18 protein-coding genes, 1 pseudogene and 1 riboswitch are annotated in these 17310 nt (G+C 68.6%); of the genes and pseudogenes, 10 read left to right on the forward strand and 9 right to left on the reverse strand.

Annotated features, from left to right (window positions below; translation table 11 throughout):
* Positions 1-75 precede the first annotated feature (75 nt).
* Positions 76-372 (reverse strand): MTH1187 family thiamine-binding protein, encoded by a 297-nt coding sequence (locus G5C60_RS24875; RefSeq protein WP_165263011.1) that lies wholly within the window; start codon positions 370-372, stop codon positions 76-78.
* Positions 369-713, reverse strand: a complete 345-nt coding sequence (locus tag G5C60_RS24880) for a DUF3817 domain-containing protein (RefSeq protein WP_165263013.1) — start codon at positions 711-713, stop codon at positions 369-371. The genes G5C60_RS24875 and G5C60_RS24880 overlap by 4 nt, the downstream gene beginning before the upstream one ends.
* Before the next feature lie 256 nt (positions 714-969).
* Here G5C60_RS24880 and G5C60_RS24885 point away from each other — a divergent pair, with 256 nt between their 5' ends.
* The 4 genes from G5C60_RS24885 (at position 970) to G5C60_RS24900 (ending at position 3615) form a co-directional block, all read left to right on the forward strand.
* Entirely contained in the window at positions 970-1602 is a 633-nt protein-coding gene (locus G5C60_RS24885) for an AIM24 family protein (RefSeq protein ID WP_165263087.1), read from the forward strand.
* Complete coding sequence (locus G5C60_RS24890; protein WP_165263015.1) at positions 1602-2252, forward strand: AIM24 family protein; 651 nt, start codon at positions 1602-1604, stop codon at positions 2250-2252. Before G5C60_RS24885 ends, G5C60_RS24890 begins: the two co-directional genes overlap by 1 nt.
* Positions 2253-2290: 38 nt before the next feature.
* A complete protein-coding gene (locus tag G5C60_RS24895) occupies positions 2291-3046 on the forward strand; it encodes an AIM24 family protein (RefSeq protein ID WP_165263089.1) in 756 nt (251 codons plus the stop codon).
* 95 nt (positions 3047-3141) lie between these two features.
* Positions 3142-3615, forward strand: a complete 474-nt coding sequence (locus G5C60_RS24900; RefSeq protein WP_165263017.1) for a MarR family winged helix-turn-helix transcriptional regulator — start codon at positions 3142-3144, stop codon at positions 3613-3615.
* Between the two features lie 187 nt (positions 3616-3802).
* On the opposite strand, the gene G5C60_RS24905 is transcribed toward G5C60_RS24900, so the two are convergent.
* Together G5C60_RS24905 and G5C60_RS24910 are read right to left on the reverse strand one after the other, a co-directional pair.
* The gene (locus G5C60_RS24905; protein ID WP_165263019.1) at positions 3803-5236 is read right to left on the reverse strand and encodes a sensor histidine kinase; all 1434 of its coding nucleotides are present in this window, start codon (positions 5234-5236) and stop codon (positions 3803-3805) included.
* Complete coding sequence (locus tag G5C60_RS24910) at positions 5233-5895, reverse strand: response regulator transcription factor (protein WP_165263021.1); 663 nt, start codon at positions 5893-5895, stop codon at positions 5233-5235. The genes G5C60_RS24905 and G5C60_RS24910 overlap by 4 nt, the downstream gene beginning before the upstream one ends.
* A 126-nt stretch (positions 5896-6021) precedes the next feature.
* On the opposite strand from G5C60_RS24910, the gene G5C60_RS24915 reads away from it, so the two are divergent.
* Positions 6022-6717, forward strand: a complete 696-nt coding sequence (locus tag G5C60_RS24915; RefSeq protein ID WP_165263023.1) for a PepSY domain-containing protein — start codon at positions 6022-6024, stop codon at positions 6715-6717.
* A gap of 99 nt (positions 6718-6816) precedes the next feature.
* Here G5C60_RS24915 and G5C60_RS54240 read toward each other — a convergent pair.
* Positions 6817-7019, reverse strand: a pseudogene (locus G5C60_RS54240) (cobyrinate a,c-diamide synthase); the annotation flags it as partial.
* Between G5C60_RS54240 and G5C60_RS24920 the strand changes: the two are divergent.
* From G5C60_RS24920 to G5C60_RS24935, 4 genes are all read left to right on the forward strand, one after another.
* Positions 6991-7977: a nucleoside hydrolase gene (locus G5C60_RS24920; RefSeq protein ID WP_165263025.1), complete on the forward strand. Its 987-nt coding sequence runs from the start codon at positions 6991-6993 to the stop codon at positions 7975-7977. The pseudogene G5C60_RS54240 and the gene G5C60_RS24920 overlap by 29 nt on opposite strands.
* A gap of 89 nt (positions 7978-8066) precedes the next feature.
* On the forward strand, positions 8067-8573 hold the full coding sequence (locus G5C60_RS24925) for a GNAT family N-acetyltransferase (RefSeq protein ID WP_165263027.1): 507 nt from the start codon (positions 8067-8069) through the stop codon (positions 8571-8573).
* Between the two features lie 65 nt (positions 8574-8638).
* Positions 8639-8779: riboswitch (cobalamin riboswitch) on the forward strand.
* A 141-nt stretch (positions 8780-8920) separates the two neighbouring features.
* On the forward strand, positions 8921-11338 hold the full coding sequence (locus G5C60_RS24930) for a ribonucleoside-diphosphate reductase subunit alpha (protein WP_165263029.1): 2418 nt from the start codon (positions 8921-8923) through the stop codon (positions 11336-11338).
* Positions 11339-11340: 2 nt separating this feature from the next.
* Positions 11341-12348: a ribonucleotide-diphosphate reductase subunit beta gene (locus G5C60_RS24935; protein WP_206439968.1), complete on the forward strand. Its 1008-nt coding sequence runs from the start codon at positions 11341-11343 to the stop codon at positions 12346-12348.
* Here G5C60_RS24935 and G5C60_RS52270 read toward each other — a convergent pair.
* Positions 12261-12497, reverse strand: a complete 237-nt coding sequence (locus G5C60_RS52270; RefSeq protein WP_241267044.1) for a hypothetical protein — start codon at positions 12495-12497, stop codon at positions 12261-12263. The genes G5C60_RS24935 and G5C60_RS52270 overlap by 88 nt on opposite strands.
* Before the next feature lie 176 nt (positions 12498-12673).
* On the opposite strand from G5C60_RS52270, the gene G5C60_RS24945 reads away from it, so the two are divergent.
* Entirely contained in the window at positions 12674-13654 is a 981-nt protein-coding gene (locus tag G5C60_RS24945; protein WP_165263033.1) for a GlxA family transcriptional regulator, read from the forward strand.
* A 15-nt stretch (positions 13655-13669) separates the two neighbouring features.
* Here the strand turns inward: G5C60_RS24945 and G5C60_RS24950 are convergent, their stop codons facing one another.
* From G5C60_RS24950 to def, 3 genes are all read right to left on the reverse strand, one after another.
* Positions 13670-15037 (reverse strand): bifunctional albaflavenone monooxygenase/terpene synthase, encoded by a 1368-nt coding sequence (locus tag G5C60_RS24950; RefSeq protein WP_165263035.1) that lies wholly within the window; start codon positions 15035-15037, stop codon positions 13670-13672.
* Positions 15034-16116 (reverse strand): epi-isozizaene synthase, encoded by a 1083-nt coding sequence (cyc1, locus tag G5C60_RS24955; protein ID WP_338145917.1) that lies wholly within the window; start codon positions 16114-16116, stop codon positions 15034-15036. Before cyc1 ends, G5C60_RS24950 begins: the two co-directional genes overlap by 4 nt.
* Positions 16117-16463: 347 nt before the next feature.
* Entirely contained in the window at positions 16464-17114 is a 651-nt protein-coding gene (def, locus tag G5C60_RS24960) for a peptide deformylase (RefSeq protein WP_165263037.1), read from the reverse strand.
* Between the last annotated feature and the right edge of the window lie 196 nt (positions 17115-17310).

The raw sequence follows: 17310 nt of genomic DNA on the forward strand, positions 1-17310 counted from the left end.
CACCCACCCAAGGGGCGCGGGGAACTGCGCGACCAGCCACCAACCCACCCGCACCCAACAAACGACCCCAACCGCTCAACCCTCGGAGAGCCGCCGCTCCACCGTCTCCACCTTCGACGTCAAGCCATCCGTAACCCCCGGCCGAATGTCCGCCTTGAGAACCAGAGAAACCCGCGGCGCCCGCGCCTCGACCACGGCCACCGCACGGCGCACCACGTCCATCACCTCGTCCCACTCACCCTCGACGGACGTGAACATGGCATCGGTACGGTTCGGCAGCCCCGACTCGCGTACGACCCGAACGGCGTCGGCCACGTACTCGCCCACGTCCTCACCAACACCCAGCGGCGTCACGGAGAAGGCGACGATCATGCGTTGACGATCCCTTCCTTGCGGGCGCGCGACGCGATGACCGCGCTCTCGGCCTCGCGCTTGAGCTTGCGCTCGGCGAAGAAGCCGCCGGTCGGGAGCACAGACAGGATGAAGTACAGAGCCGCGGTCTTCAGGGACCACTTCGTACGGTTCCAGGCATCGGCCCAGAAGAGCACGTACAGGATGAAGAGGACACCGTGGACCGCACCCATCACGGGCACCGCATTGAAGTCCGTGGTCCGCTTCAGCACCGAGCAGACGAGCAGCAGCAGAAACGAGATGGCCTCGGGCGCGGAGACCAGGCGGAGGCGGCGGAGGGCGGAGGCGGTCTTGATGTCCACGAGTCACCTTCGGGGGCAGAGGCGGTTCAGGAGTCGACGCTTTGTGAACGTACGCACAAGCGCTCCCATTGTGGCATCCGACGTCAGCCGGGCCCGGCGCGGGGTCTCGGACCGCGCTCAGGTTTTCGGTCCCGGATCCCCCCAGGGGTGCGATTACCGGATCCCCCAGGGGTGCGATTAGGGGTGCGATCAGGGTCGGATCATCCCGGAGGATCTGTCCCGGGCCGCGCCCGACGGATACCTTCGCACCGTGGCGATGTTCCGACTCCAAGGCAGCAAGGTGCTGGCCGTCGACATGACCGGCGACGCCGTGAAGGCGAAGAACGGCTCGATGGTGGCGTACGACGGACAGATGGACTTCAAGAAGCTGAGCGGCGGCGGGGAGGGGATACGGGGGATGGTGACCCGGCGCCTCACCGGCGAGCAGATGACGCTGATGGAGGTGAAGGGGCACGGGACCTGCTGGTTCGCGGACCGGGCCAGCGAGATCAACCTCGTCGGCCTCCAGGGCGACAAGCTCTTCGTCGAGTCGAGCAATCTGCTCGCGACGGACTCAGGGCTGCGCACGGGCACGAGCTTCACGGGGATGCGCGGCGCCTCGCAGGGCAACGGCCTGTTCACGACGACGATCGAGGGCCACGGCCAGGCCGCGATCATGTCCGACGGGCCGGCGGTGGTGCTGCGGGTCAGTGCGCAGTATCCGCTGACGGTCGATCCGGGGGCGTACGTCGCGCACCAGGGCAACCTGCGGCAGTCCTTCCAGTCCGGTGTGACGTTCCGCACGTTCATGGGCGAGGGCGGCGGCGAGGCCTTCCAGATCCGCTTCGAGGGCGACGGGCTCGTCTACGTGCAGCCCAGTGAGCGCAACACGATCGGAGGGGAGGTCTGATGCCCTTTCGCGAGGTCAACTCGAAGATGATCGAGGCCACGGTCACGCCGGGGCAGCGGCTGTTCAGTCAGCGCGGCGCGATGCTCGCCTACAAGGGCGAGGTCTCCTTCACCCCGAACATGCAGGGCGGCCAGGGCGGGGTCATGTCGATGATCGGCCGCCGGGTCGCGAACGAGGCGACACCCCTGATGACCGTGGAGGGCTCCGGCACGGTCCTGTTCGGGCACGGCGGCCACCACATCGAGGTGATCAACCTCACAGGCGACACCTTGTTCGTGGAGGCGGACCGGCTGCTGGCCTTCGACGGGACGCTGGAGCAGGGCACGATGTTCATGGGCTCGCAGGGCGGGGTCATGGGCATGGTGCGCGGCCAGGTCACCGGGCAGGGACTGTTCACGACGACCCTGAAGGGGCAGGGCGCGGTGGCCGTCATGGCGCACGGCGGGATCATCGAGGTGCCGATCACTCCGCAGCGCCCCGTCCACGTCGACCCCCAGGCGTACGTGGCGCACCACGGCGACGTACGCAACAAGCTGTCCACCGCGCTCGGCTGGCGCGACATGGTGGGCCGCGGCTCGGGCGAGGCGTTCCAGCTGGAGCTGAGCGGCAACGGCGCGGTGTTCGTCCAGGCCTCGGAGGAGAAGCTGTGACCGCCTACCCGGGTACGGGCCCCGTGACCCACGACCCGATGACGCTCCCGTCGGACGACAACGTCAACAACTACACCTTCTGCGTGGAGCTCAAGGGGAGCGAGTGGTTCCTGCAGAAGGGCAAGATGATCGCCTACTACGGCTCGATGGAGTTCAACGGCATCGGGCACGGGCGACTGGACCGTCTTGTCCGGACGTCATTTCATTCGCCGTTGCACGCGAGCGACTGGGTGGTGGCCTCCGGTTCGGGCAAGATGCTCCTCGCCGACCGGGCCTTCGACGTGAATTCGTACGATCTGGACGAGGGCAACCTGACCATTCGCTCGGGCAACCTCCTCGCTTTTCAGCCAAGTCTCGCGTTGAAGCAATCGATCGTGCCGGGTTTCCTGACGCTCATCGGAACGGGCAAGTTCGTGGCCGCGTCGAACGGTCCGGTGGTGTTCATGGAGCCCCCGATCCGGGTCGACCCGCAGGCCCTGGTCGGCTGGGCCGACTGCCCCTCGCCGTGCCACCACTACGACCACGGCTACATGACGGGCCTGATGGGCGGTCTACGTGCACTTACGGGCGTCGGCGGGGCCTCCGGGGAGGAGCACCAGTTCGAGTTCGTGGGCGCCGGCACGGTGCTGCTCCAGTCCACCGAGATGCTGATGGCCGAGCAGGCCACGGGAGTGACTCCGCACCAGCCCGGCGTACCCGGTGGCGGCGGGTCACCCGGCGGCCAGGGACAGCAGCCCGGATCACCGCGTCTTCCCGGACAGCTGGGGGACCTCCAGCGTCGCTTCGGGCTGTGAGCGGTAGTCTGCGGAGTGTGACATCGAACGCGTGCGCACCGTCACAACAAAACCCTCACTAGTTCGCCTTTCAACATCTTAGGTAGAATCCATTCATGGAGACCGAGACGGCCACGCCCTGGCTGACCGATGCGGAGCAGTGCGCATGGCGCACCCACCTGGAGGTCAACAGGTTGTTGACGTACCAGCTCGAAAGGGACCTCCAGCCGTTCGGCCTGACAATGAACGACTACGAGATCCTCGTGAACCTCTCGGAATCGGAGGGTCTACGGATGCGGATGAGCGATCTCGCGTCCGCCACCCTCCAGTCCAAGAGCCGCCTCTCGCATCAGATCACCCGCATGGAGAACGCGGATCTGGTGCGGCGGGAGAACTGCGAGTCGGACCGCCGTGGGCTGTATGCCGTGCTCACGGATCACGGCATGGACACGATGAAAAAGGTCGCGCCTCATCATGTGGCGTCTGTGCGGCGGCACTTCATCGACCTCATCCCGCCGGAGGCACTGGAAGCGCTCCACAAGTCCCTGATGCCGATCGCGGGGCATCTGAGGGGACAGCGGGGGCGCTGAGCGCTCGCTGGGGGTGCGGTTCGAAGCTGCGGGTCCGTTGTGGCTGGTCGCTCCCCCACTCTCGGCTTCGCTCGAGCGGGGGGACCCCCATCGCGGCGGAGCCGCAAATTGACACAGCCCCGCGCCCCTAGGAGGCCTGCGGCCTCCTTCAGGGGCGCGGGGCCGCATCGGACCTCGGCAAGTCGGCTTAGCCGAGGGGCAGGCGGAGTTCGAACCGGGCTCCGCCCGCCGGCGCCTCGTGGACGGTGAGTGATCCACCGTGCCGTACGGCGACATCGCGGGCGATGGCCAGCCCCAGACCGGCTCCGCCGTCGTCACGGGCGCGGGCCTCGTCGAGCCGTACGAAGCGCTCGAAGACCCGCTCACGTTCGGCGGCGGGCACGCCGTCGCCGTCGTCGTCGACCGCGAGAACGGCCTGCTGTCCTTCGCGCCGCACGGTGACCGTGACCGAGGACCGCGTGTGCCGCTGCGCGTTGTCCAGCAGATTGCCCAGAACCCGGGCCAACTGACTCCGTGACCCGGCCACTTCGACAGGCTCGGCGTCGACGCTCACGGCCGGCCGGTCACCGTTCCGCTGGGACACCTCCTCGCGCACGAACGCCGCCAGGTCGAACCGCGCGTCCGTGGGCCGCTCCCCCGCATCCAGCCGGGCGAGCAGCAACAGGTCGGCGGCAAGCCGCTGAAGCCGTACGGTGTCCTCCACGGCTCCCTCGACATCGAGCAACTCCGGGTGCGCGACGCCCACTTCGAGCTGGGTGCGCAGCGAGGCGATGGGGCTGCGCAGCTCGTGCGAGGCGTCGGCGACGAACCGCCGCTGCCGCTCCACGGAGGCCTCGAGCGCGGCGAGCGTCTCATTGGTCGTACGGGCCAGGCGTGCGATCTCGTCGTGCGTGTCCGGCACGGGGACGCGCCGTGCGAGGTCCTCGGAGGCTGTGATGGCGGCCATCTCACCGCGGATGCCCTCGACGGGGCGCAGGGCCCGCCGGGTGACGAGCCAGGTCACTCCGCTCACGGTCAGCAGCAGTACCGGCAGCCCGATCAGCATGGTCGTCAACGCCGTGCTGACAGCGCTCTCTTCGGCGGAGCTCGGTGCTCCCGCGTACACGGTGTACGTGACGTCCTTGGGTGTGGTCGCCTCGACGGCGACGAACCGGTACTCCTGGCTCTCTCCGTCCACGGTGGCGGTGCCCGACCCCTGCACGACGCCGTCGGAGATCTCGCCGACCTCGGGATCGTGGTCGTTCTCGTCCCGGTCGTCGTCCCCGTCTTCCTCCTTCCCGCCCGCGCCGGAACCACCTTGGGGCCGTACGGCCTCGACTCCCGTACCGGTGACCTTCTCCAGGTCCTCGCTGACCGCGACCAGCCGGCCGCCCTCCTCGACGATCTGTACCGGGCGCTCGTCGTCCGCGTCCGGCATCTCCACCTTCGCGTACGGGATGTCGGCGGCGAGCTGCGAGGCGACCCGCCGGGCCGCGCTGTCCGCCTGCGCGTCCGTCTGGTCGGTGAGGTTGGACCGCAGGGACAGCAGTACGGCCGTCCCCGCCGCGACCAGCGCGATGGCGACCACGAGGGTCGCCGCGAGCGTGGCCCTGGCGCGTACGGATCCCAGGACGCGCCTCATCTCGCCTCCAGGCGGTAACCGGCGCCTCGTACGGTCCTGATCAGTGAGGCGCCGAGCTTGCGGCGCAGGGTGCTGATGTACACCTCGACGATGTTGGGGTCGCCCTCGTACGCGAAGTCCCAGACGTGGTCCAGGATCTCGGACTTGGAGACCACCTCGCCGGCCCGCACCACGAGCTGTTCCAGGACCGCGAACTCCTTGGCGGTGAGGCTGATCTCGTCCTCGTCGCGGAAGACCCGCCGGGCGGCGGTGTCGACCTTGAACTCGCCGAGCACGTGCACGGGGGACGCGCCGGCGGGCCCGCGCCGCCGCAGCAGCGCCTTCACCCGGGCCACCAGGACGACGTACGAGAACGGCTTGGTGAGGTAGTCGTCGGCGCCCGTGTCGAGGCCCTCGGCCTCGTCGTACTCGCCGTCCTTGGCGGTGAGCATCAGGATCGGCACGTCGTGCCCGGCGGCGCGCAGGGCGGCGCACACGCGGTAGCCGTTCATGCCGGGCAGCATGATGTCGAGAATGACCAGGTCGTACGAGCCCTCGCCGGCCTGGTGCAGGCCCTCCCGGCCGTCGTGGACGACGTCCACGGCGTAGCCCTCGGCCATCAGTCCCCTGGCGAGCGACAGGGCCAGCCGCTTCTCGTCCTCCACGATCAACAGGCGCATGTCCCCCAGCTTCCCAAAGCGAACCTGAAGCGCTCTTCAGGGTCCTTCAGGTCCGCTTCAGCGTGCCTCCGGCAGATTGGTTCACGTCGAAACACGGCGTAGCAGAACAACTCGGGAGGAACACTCATGAAGCGCAACATCGTCATCGCCACCGTCGCCGCCGCGGCCCTCGTCGGAGGCGGTACGGCGACGGCACTCGCGGTCACGAGCGACGACGGGGCGGCGTCGACGAAGCCGTCGAGCGTGCGGCCGGCCGACGACAGCCGTGACGATGACGGCCGCGACGATGACGCCGCCCGCGACGACAGCCGGACCGGGGTCGAGGGAGCCGACGGAGCCGACGACGACGGCACCCAGGTCACGTCCTCCAAGATCACGGCGGCCGAGGCCATCGGCTCCGCCCTCCGCCACACTCCCGGTACCGCGGTCTCCGCCGACCTGGACGACGAGGACGACGGCGGCGCGGTGTTCTGGGACGTCGACGTCCTCGCCAAGGACAGCGCCTGGCACAGCATCCAGATCGACCCGGCCACCGGCAAGGTCCTCGGCTCGCACGTCGAGCACGAGGACGACACCGCCCAGGTGCGCGCGGCCCTGAAGGGCACGTCCGTCTCCGCCGAGGAGGCCGCGAAGGCCGCCGCCGCGAAGGGCACGGTCACGTCCGTCGACCTCGACGAGGACGGCCCTTCCAAGGCTTGGGACGCGGAGACGCGTGCCGCGAAGGGCAGCACGGAGCGCGAGTGGAACGTCGGCCTGAAGACGGCCACGGTCACCGCGGACAAGGCCGACCAGGGCTCCGACGACAGCGACTCGGACGACTGACCCTCCGGGGTGGCGCGGGGAGGGGTTTTCGCCCCCGCCGCCCCTACCCGTTCCCATCCACTCTCCTGGGGCTCCGCCCCAGACCCCACCAGGGGGCTGCGCCCCCTCCTCAAACGCCGGACGGGCTGAATTCAGCCCGTCCGGCGTTTGAGGACGAGGCCGCCAGGCCGATAGCGGGGGTCCGGGGGCGCAGCCCCCAGGGACGGGACGGGTAAGGGCGGCGGGGGCGAACTCCCCCTGGCGGCACCACCGCCCGCAGCTACCCTGGCTGCTGTGACCGCCCACCCGATCGTCCTCGACAGCGACCCCGGCATCGACGACGCCCTGGCCCTGCAGTACCTCCTCGGCACCGGCCTGTGGGATCTGAAGGCCTACACCTCCGTGGGCGGCAACCTCCCCGCCGACGTGACATACCGCAACGCCCGTGCCCTGGCCAGGGCAGTGCGCATCGACACGGACGTCCCGGTCCACCACGGCGCGGGCCGCCCCCTGAGCCGCCTCCCCTACAAGGCCGCGTCCGACTTCCACGGCCCCGCGGGCCTCGGCCACGAGGCCCTGCCCGACTCGGCCGCCGCGCACCCCGCCGAGTCCTCCGCGCAGGCGCTGCTGCGGCTCTCCCGTGACTACGAGGGTGAGCTGACCGTTTGCGCCACGGGCCCGCTCACGAACGTGGCGATCGCGCTCCTGGAGGACCCGGCCTTCGCCCACCGCGTCAAGAGGCTCGTCTTCATGGGCGGCGCCGCACAGGTGCCCGGGAACGTGACCCCGGTCGCCGAGTTCAACATCTGGACCGACCCGGACGCCGCCGAGGTGGTCGTGTCCTCCGGCATCCCGTTCACGATGGTGGACCTGGACGCCTCGCACCGCTGGCTCTTCGGCTCCGCCGACCTCGCCGCCCTGGAAGCGGCGGGCGCGGGCACGGCGCTCGCCGTCCGGCTGCTGCGGGTCTACATGGACGCCTACCGCCGCCACGGCGGGGGCGACGCCTGCCCGTTGCACGACCCGCTCGCCGTGGGCGTGTGCGCGGACGAGTCGTTCATCACCGCCGCGGAGGGAGCCGTCATCGTCGAGTGCGCGAGTGAACTCACCCGCGGCAAGACCGTGTTCGTCCCCTCGGCCGCCGAGCGGGCCTACTACACCGAGTCGCCCTCCCTGACCGCCCGCGCCCGCAGCACCGGACGCGTCGCCCTCGGGCCGGGCCCCCGCAACTTCACCAAGGACTTCGTCGCGACCCTGCCGCTGTGGCCGGCCGTGGGCTGAACCACCGGTCCCCCTCCGGGGAAGGCCGGCAGCTCCCCTCTGGGAAAGGCCGGAAGCCGTTGTCGTACCCCTGATGCACACTTCTTCACATGGACTTCGTGATCAGGCGCGCAGCCCCCGAAGAGTACGAGAGCCTCGGCGAGATCACCGCGCAGGCCTATCTCGGAGACGGGCTGCTCGACTTCGGGGAGAGCGACTCGTACCTGGACGAGCTGCGGGACGTCGCCAAGCGGGCCGCCGCGGCGGAGGTACTGGTCGCGGTCGAGCACGACCGCGTGCTGGGCGGCGTGGCCTTCGTACCGTCCGGCGGACCGATGAGCGAAATCGCTGGGCCCGGTGAGGCCGAGATACGGATGCTCGCCGTCGCGCGGGAGGCCCGCGGCCGGGGCGTGGGCGAGACCCTCGCACGCGCCTGCATTGACCGTGCACGGGCCACCCCCGGCTGCGTACGCATCGTCCTGTCCACCCAGACGACCATGCACAGCGCCCACCGCATCTATGAGCGTCTCGGCTTCACCCGCACCCCCGACCGCGACTGGAACCCCATCCCCGACCTCGACGACATCTACCTGCTCACCTACGAGTTGACGCTCTGACACCCTCCGAAGCCGACATACGACACAACATGTGGGGGGTACTTTCGCAGCCCGGCACAAGATGTATGCTCATGCTCGCTGTCGCCGCAGGGGAATCCGGTGCGAATCCGGAACTGTCCCGCAACGGTGTACTTGTACATGTCCGTCCCCAGGGCGGACCGTGCGCGAGCGTCAGTCCGAGGACCTGCCGACAGCGCGCCCAGGCCGTCCGGCCCGGGCGACCATGCCGTCCGGGCCTCGCGGAGTGGGCCGGTGGACGCGGCGTACCGCTGCGCAGAGCGCGTACACCCGTGTGCCCCGAACCCCCTCTCCCCGCAGGCCCCTTGCCGAGCGAGGGAGAGCCCCACGTGACCATCGCGCCAGCCGATCCGGTCTCAGCGACAGCGCCAGGGACAGGGAAAGCGCCAGGGACAGGGACAGTGCCCCAGGCCGGAGGCGACGGGCCCGGAGCCGCGTTGCTGCGGACCCTGACCGAGCTGACTGCCGACCTGCCCCACGCCGACCCCGGCCGGGTCGCCGCCGCCGCATTGCGCGGCCGGTCCGCGCACGCCGACGAGACGGAGTTGCGGGAGCTGGCCACGGAGGCGTCGGCCGGCCTCATCTCCGAGGACCCCGCCTACTCGCGGCTGGCCGCCCGCCTGCTGACCATCGGCATCCGCGCCGAGGCCGCCTCGCAGGGCGTCACGTCCTTCACCGGGTCCGTCGCCGTGGGGCACCGGGAAGGGCTCATCGCCGACCGGACCGCCGAGTTCGTACGCAGCCACGCCGAACGGCTCGACTCCCTCATCGACACCCAGGCCGACGACCGCTTCGGCTACTTCGGGCTGCGCACCCTCCACAGCCGCTACCTCCTCCGGCATCCGATCACCCGCAAGGTCATCGAGACACCCCAGCACTTCATGCTGCGCGTGGCCTCGGGGCTGGCCGAGGACACTGTGTTCAATTCAAAGACGGGCGCCCGTTCCGTGGACGAAGTCGCCGCGCTTTACCGTCTGATGAGCCGCCTCGACTACCTGCCCTCCTCCCCCACCCTCTTCAACTCCGGTACGCGGCACCCGCAGATGTCGTCCTGCTACCTCCTCGACTCTCCGAAGGACGAGCTGGACTCCATCTACGACCGCTACCACCAGGTGGCCCGGCTCTCGAAGCACGCGGGCGGCATCGGCATCGCGTACTCCCGGATCCGTTCCCGCGGTGCGCTGATCCGTGGGACCAACGGGCACTCCAACGGCATCGTCCCGTTCCTGAAGACCCTCGACGCCTCGGTCGCCGCCGTGAACCAGGGCGGCCGGCGCAAGGGCGCGGCCGCCGTCTACCTGGAGACCTGGCACTCCGACATCGAGGAGTTCCTGGAGCTGCGCGACAACACCGGCGAGGACGCCCGGCGCACGCACAACCTGAACCTCGCGCACTGGATCCCGGACGAGTTCATGCGCCGCGTCGACGAGGACCGCGTGTGGTCGCTGTTCTCGCCGTCGGACGTGCCCGAGCTCGTCGACCTGTGGGGCGAGGAGTTCGACGCGGCATACCGCGAGGCGGAGGCGCAGGGGCTCGCGAAGAAGACCATCCCGGCCCGCGATCTGTACGGCCGCATGATGCGCACCCTCGCACAGACCGGCAACGGCTGGATGACCTTCAAGGACACCGCCAACCGCACCGCCAACCAGACGGCCCTGCCCGGCCACACGGTCCACTCCTCCAACCTCTGCACGGAGATCCTGGAGGTGACGGACGACGGGGAGACAGCGGTCTGCAACCTGGGGTCCGTGAATCTGAGTTCCTTTGTCGACATGGCGACCGGTGATCTCGACTGGGAGCGGCTCGACGCCACCGTCCGTACCGCCGTCACCTTCCTCGACCGCGTCGTCGACATCAACTTCTACCCGACCGAGCAGGCGGGCCGATCGAACGCGCGGTGGCGCCCCGTCGGGCTGGGCGCGATGGGCCTGCAGGACGTCTTCTTCAAGCTGCGCCTGCCCTTCGACTCGCCGGAGGCCAAGCAGCTCTCCACGAAGATCGCCGAGCGCATCATGCTCGCCGCGTACGAGGCGTCCGCCGACCTCGCCGAGCGCAACGGCCCCCTTCCGGCCTGGGAGAAGACCCGTACGGCACAGGGCGTCCTGCACCCCGACCACTTCGACGTGGAGCTCACCTGGCCGGAGCGCTGGGCGGCGCTGCGGGAGCGGATCGCCACGACAGGCATGCGCAACTCCCTGCTGCTCGCCATCGCGCCCACCGCCACGATCGCCTCCATCGCCGGTGTCTACGAGTGCATCGAGCCGCAGGTCTCGAACCTCTTCAAGCGCGAGACCCTGTCCGGCGAGTTCCTCCAGGTCAACTCGTACCTGGTGGCCGAACTGAAGAGGCTCGGCGTGTGGGACTCGAAGACCCGTGAGGCGCTGCGTGAGTCGGGCGGCTCCGTGCAGGGCTTCACCTGGGTACCCCAGGACGTCCGCGACCTGTACCGCACGGCGTGGGAGATCCCGCAGCGCGGCCTCATCGACATGGCCGCCGCCCGCACCCCGTTCCTGGACCAGTCCCAGTCCGTGAACCTCTTCATGGAGACGCCGACCATCGGCAAGCTCTCCTCGATGTACGCGTACGCCTGGAAGTCGGGCCTGAAGACGACGTACTACCTGCGCTCACGCCCGGCGACCCGCATCGCCCGCGCGGCACAGGCCACTGCCCCCGCACAGCAGACGGCCGGCCCCGACGCCGTCGCCTGCTCCCTGGAAAACCCCGAGTCCTGCGAGGCCTGCCAGTAATCATGAGTGACAAGAACCTGCTCGACCCGGGCTTCGAGCTGACTCTCCGCCCCATGCGCTACCCCGACTTCTACGAGCGCTACCGGGACGCGATCAAGAACACCTGGACCGTGGAGGAGGTGGACCTCCACTCGGATGTGACAGATCTCGCGAAACTGTCACCCGGCGAGCAGCATCTGATCGGCCGGCTGGTCGCGTTCTTCGCGACGGGCGACTCGATCGTCGCCAACAATCTGGTGCTGACGTTGTACAGGCACATCAACTCCCCCGAGGCGAGGCTCTACCTGAGCCGTCAGCTCTTCGAGGAGGCCGTGCACGTCCAGTTCTACTTGACGCTGCTCGACACCTACCTCCCCGACCCGGAGGACCGCGCCGCCGCATTCGACGCGGTGGAGAACATCCCGTCCATCCGCGCGAAGGCGGAGTTCTGCTTCAAGTGGATGGACTCGGTGGAGAAGATCGACCGGCTGGAGAGCAAAGCCGACCGCCGCCGATTCCTCCTCAATCTCATCTGCTTCGCCGCGTGCATCGAGGGTCTGTTCTTCTACGGCGCCTTCGCGTACGTCTACTGGTTCCGCAGCCGCGGCCTGCTGCACGGCCTGGCGACCGGCACCAACTGGGTGTTCCGGGACGAAACTTGCCACATGAACGCGGCGTTCGCCGTAGTCGACACCGTCCGCAAGGAAGAGCCGGATCTCTTCGACGACGAGCTGGACCGGCAGATTACCGACATGATCCGCGAAGCCGTCGCGTCCGAGTTGCAGTTCGCTCGCGACCTGTGCGGTGATGGCCTCCCCGGTATGAACACCGACTCGATGCGCCAGTACCTGGAGTGCGTCGCCGACCAGCGACTCGTACGCCTCGGCCTGGCACCGGTCTACGGCTCCGAGAACCCCTTCTCCTTCATGGAGCTGCAGGGCGTTCAGGAGCTGACCAACTTCTTCGAGCGCCGGCCTTCGGCGTACCAGGTGGCGGTGGAGGGTTCGGTCGGCTTCGACGAGGACTTCTGATCCTTCCGGTCTCCCTGCTCGGCCTCCCTGAGCTGACGGTCGACGCGCCTGTCGCGCACGATGCCGATCACTGCGGGGAGGACGAGCAGGACGAGGATCCCGAGCACGGCGAGCATTCCGATCAGGCCTTCTGTCTGTGTCGTAGTCATAGACACCACTGTCGCGCCGATTGCTCCTTACCGTCAGTGGCAGGACTGCCGCACACCCTCGAATTCCTGCCACGTCCGAGGCATACTGGCAACATGCTGCTGTGGCATCCCGGGGGACAACCGCAGGACCCCCGGCCGAAGTCCCCTTTGACCTGCGCATCCATGCGAGGTGGGTCATGCTGAGCAACGTCGCCATCGTCCTGCTCGACGGCGTGCATCCCTTCGAACTCGGCGTCGTCTGCGAGGTGTTCGGCCTCGACCGCAGCGACGAGGGTCTGCCCGGGTACGACTTCGCGGTCGTCTCGGCCGAGGGCCCGACGCTCAGCACCCATGTCGCCGGGTTCACGGTCTCCACGCCGTACGGCCTCGACCGGCTCGAAGAGGCCGACCTGATCGCCGTACCGGCCGGGAGCGACTACGTCCAGCGCGACTACCCGCCCGAGCTGCTCGACGCCCTGCGCCGGGCCGCCGACCGCGGCGCGCGCGTGCTCAGCGTCTGCTCCGGCGTCTTCGTGCTCGGCGCGGCGGGCCTGCTCGACGGACGGCGCTGCGCGGTGCACTGGCGGCAGGCGGACGAGCTGGCCCGGCGCTACCCGCGGGCGATCGTCGAACCCGACGTGCTGTACGTGGACGAGGACCCGGTCATCACCTCGGCCGGCACCGCCTCCGGCATCGACGCCTGTCTGCACATCGTCCGCAAGGAGCAGGGCCCGGAGGTGGCCAACAAGATCGCCCGCCGGATGGTCGTGCCGCCGCACCGCGACGGCGGCCAGGCCCAGTACGTCGAGCGCCCGCTGCCCCTGTCCCGGTGCGACACGGTCGGCGAGGTCCTGGCATGGATGGAGCTCCACCTCGACGAGGAGATGACCGTCGAGCAGCTCGCCGCCCGTGCGCACATGTCTCCGCGTACCTTCGCGCGCCGCTTCCAGCAGGAGACCGGTACCACGCCGTACCGCTGGATCCTGCGCCAACGGGTGCTGCTGGCCCAGGAGTTGCTGGAGGCGACGGACGAGACGATGGACGCGATCGCGGGCCGCACGGGGTTCGGGAACGCGGCCGCGCTGCGCCATCAGTTCGTACGGTCGCTGGGGACGACTCCGCAGGCGTACCGGCGCACGTTCAGGGGCCCGCAGGACAAGGAGCCCGAGGTCGCCTGAACGTGCGCCCGCGGGTCAGCGCGGTACGGCCCGCATCAGCAGCCGCCTCGGCCGCAGCGTGATACCGATCCGGGTCGAGCGATCGGCCTCGGACACGTGCTCGAAGCGCCACTTCGAGATCAACGTCGCGACGACGATGGCCAGTTGGGCCATCGCGAAGTGGTCGCCCGGGCACTTGTGGTTGCCGGCGCTGAACGGAGCCATCGCGTACTTCGGGACGTCCTTGGCGCGCTCCGGATGCCAGCGGTCGGGGTCGAACTCGAGATGGCGCCCGTACGACCTCGGGTCGCGCTGGATGGCCAGCGGACTGTAGACGACGTCCGCACCGGCCGGAATGCGATACCCGCCGAGTTCGGTTTCGGTCTGTGTCCTGCGCATCAGAATCCAGACCGCGGGCCGCAGACGAATCGCCTCGGTGATGACGTTGTTCGTGTGGGTCAGCTTCCGGATATCGCCGAACGTCACCATCCGGTCACCCACCACGGATTTGACTTCTTCGCTCACTCGCTCCGCGTGTTCCGGGTGCTCGGCGAGCAAGTCCATGATCCATGCCAGCGTGGCCCCGGTCGTTTCCGTGCCCGCCACGAGAACCTGGACGGCTTGGTCGTGCACCTCCTGATCACTTATCGGTTCGCCATTCTCGTCCTTCGCGTCGAGCAGAGCCGTCAGCAAACAGTCGGGCCTGTCCACGGCGGCCCGGCGCTCGGCGACTACTTCGTCGGCGAGCCGGTGCATTTCGGCCAGCGCACGGTCGAATTCGCGGTGGGACGGAATCGGCAGCCGGTAGAACGGGCCGAAGGAGAGGAACATCCGCCGGAACATGCCCTCGAAGATCGTGGCAAGCGCGGCGTGCACCCGCTCGGCGAGTTGGTCGGTCTCCGCGATCCGCAGCATGCAGCGGGCCATCACGCGGGCGGTGACGTGAAACGCCTCCGCCGTCATGTTGACCTTGTCACCCGGCCGCAGGCGTTCGGCGAGAGCACGGGCCTCCTCGGCCATCACCTGCTCGTACCGGGGGATCACGTCCTTGCGGAACGACGGCTGGATCGTCTGCCGCTGGCGCCGGTGCACGGCGCCGTCGGTGGTCGCGACCCCCTTGCCGAGGAGGACATCCAGGGTGTCCCACAGCGGCCCTCCGATCACGAAGTCGGAGTTGAGCGCCAGGGCTCCGGTGAGCTCCGGGGTGGTGACGGCGTACAGCGCCTTCGGGCCCAGCCTGAGCCGGACGACGTCGCCGTGGTCGCGCAGCCGGGTGAGGAAACCCAGCGGGTCGCGCACCATCTTCCAGCTGTGGCCGAGAACGGGGAGTCCGCCCCCGGCGAGTGGCGGCTCCAGCGGCTCTCGCGCCTCAGTGGGCGCGGGTTTCACAGACTCGACGGTCATTTCTCACCTGCCGCTTCGTTGTTGACGTACGGGGGTGTGGCGCGGTCGTCCCAGCTGTCGACCATGTACCGGCCGGACTCGTGGTGGAACCAGTACACGGAACTGAACCAGTTCCGCATATTGAAGAGACACGCCCGTACGGCGGCCGCTAATGCGGCGCCCCGCGCGGTTCCGTTGTCGAGCCGGTCGGCGTACCGCAATACCTCCTGTTCCACGACGAGGAATTCGGTGATGGTTCCCTCGACCCGGCGCCTTACTTCTATGACGGCGTCTTTCAGCGTCATTCCCTCGTGATGAATGAGGCTGATTCCGAGATTGTGGACCTCGTCGCCCGCGATTTCCTTCGGGAGCGAGCAGAGATCGTTGTACCAGGCGGCGAAATCCTGGCACAGAATTGCCGCCCGCCGGTATGCGGGATTCTTCAGAACGGCGGTGGGGAGTTCGTACTCCGCGCTCGGCTCGAGGAGGTCGAGCCAGATCCAGTGCGCGAAAGTCAGCCGCCGCAGTTCGAGATAGTCCTCGACCGTGGGGACGATGCCCGACGTACGGTTGTGGAATTCCCGGTCGTACGCCTCGATGACCGCGTGGAAGTGCCGTGCGAAGCGGGCGTTCCACCTCCTGCTCAGATACGAGTACAGCCGCACCATGCTGTCCGCGAACCCCTCGACCACGGGATCCGGGTGGTGCACATGGTCACGGGGGGAGTCGAGGGCTCGGTGCAGTTGGTGTTTGAGGCGCCGCCAGGCCGTCGGCCTTCGGTGGATCACGTCACGGTCGTGGCGGTCGTCCCAGACGAAGAACCACGCGCTGTAGTCCGCAATCGCCTGGAGGACGTCGTCCGGCGCACCGATGTAGTAGCCGGCCATCAAGTCCGTGTAGCACAGCCCATCGGCATATGCCGCGACCTTGTCGGCCGACATGAGGTGCTTTTCCAGCAGCCAGGCCCGGGTGTTCTCCTGAAGCCTGGGCCAATACGGATGGAGTTGACGGGGAAACTCGGCCTCGATCACCGGGAGAGAGAGCGCCGGTGGAACCGCGACCTGGGTGTGCGTTGTTGTGGTGCTTGGGAAAGCAGGCACGAACAAACCCCTCTCAGCCGCCTGTTGACAACACGCCCCTTCCGTAGTGCCGGGCGTGCGCCGTTGCGTATCCCCGCACTTCCATGAAGCACCACAACTGACTGTTTAGGGAACACATTTGCTCCCCGCACTACCCCATGATGCCGAGAACACCCCCTTGCGTGACTCATTTTGGGCCTGTTTCGAACAGAAGGGATCGAATGTACGACGGACACACGAACGGCGCCTGGTCGGGAGGCATTCCCGACCAGGCGCCGTTCGTGTGAGGCCCGCGCGCCCCAACTGTCGTTTTCTGTCCCAGCCGTTCAGCAGGCAGTCAGCAGGGATCAGCGGGGTACCAGCAGAGGTCAGTCGTTGGCCACGACCGGATAACGCGGTTCGTTCTCGGCCATCTGCCGCAGGGCCTCTTTGCGCTCGCGCTTGGAGAGCCGGTCGATGTAGAGGTAGCCGTAGAGGTGGTCCGTCTCGTGCTGGAGGCAGCGCGCGAAGTAGCCCGTGCCGCGGACCTTGATCGGGTTGCCCTTCTCGTCCTGCCCGGTGACCTCGGCGTAGTCGGGGCGGGCGAGCGGTGCGTACGCGGTCGGCACGGAGAGGCAGCCCTCGCTGCTGTCGTCCAGGCGGCGCTTGTCGGCGGGCAGGTCGACCAGCTTGGGGTTGCAGATCACGCCGACGTGCCGCTTGCCCTCGTCGTCACCGCAGTCGTACACGAAGACCTTGAGGTCGACGCCGATCTGGTTGGCGGCCAGGCCCACGCCCTCGGCGGTGTGCTGGCTGGCGAACATGTCGTCGACCAGCCCGGCCAGCTCGTCGCCGAACTCCGTGACGTCCTTGCACTCCTTGTGCAGCACGGGGTTCCCGACGACGGTGATGGGCCGCGAGGTGCCGCGCTCGCGGTACGCCGCCTCGCGCTCCTCGCAGTCCTCCGTGTCGATGACAAAGCCGTCGTCGTCCACGGGGAGCACGCCCGCGTGCTGCTGATCGGTGTCCTGCTGCGCCATGACCGACGTATGCCTTCCTGGGATCCTCAAGAAAAAGTTGCGGGTACAGCCTACGGCGGTCGCTGAGCGGCCGTCCGCGCCCCATATGGGGCGCAGCCCTTAGGGGCGCGGGGCTGCGTCGATATGCGGCTCCGCCGCGATGGGGGTCCCCCCGCTCGAGCGCAGCCGAGAGTGGGGGAGCGACCAGCCACGACGA

The sequence above is a fragment of the Streptomyces scabichelini genome, assembly GCF_011045015.1.
GTDB classification, from domain to species: domain Bacteria; phylum Actinomycetota; class Actinomycetes; order Streptomycetales; family Streptomycetaceae; genus Streptomyces; species Streptomyces scabichelini.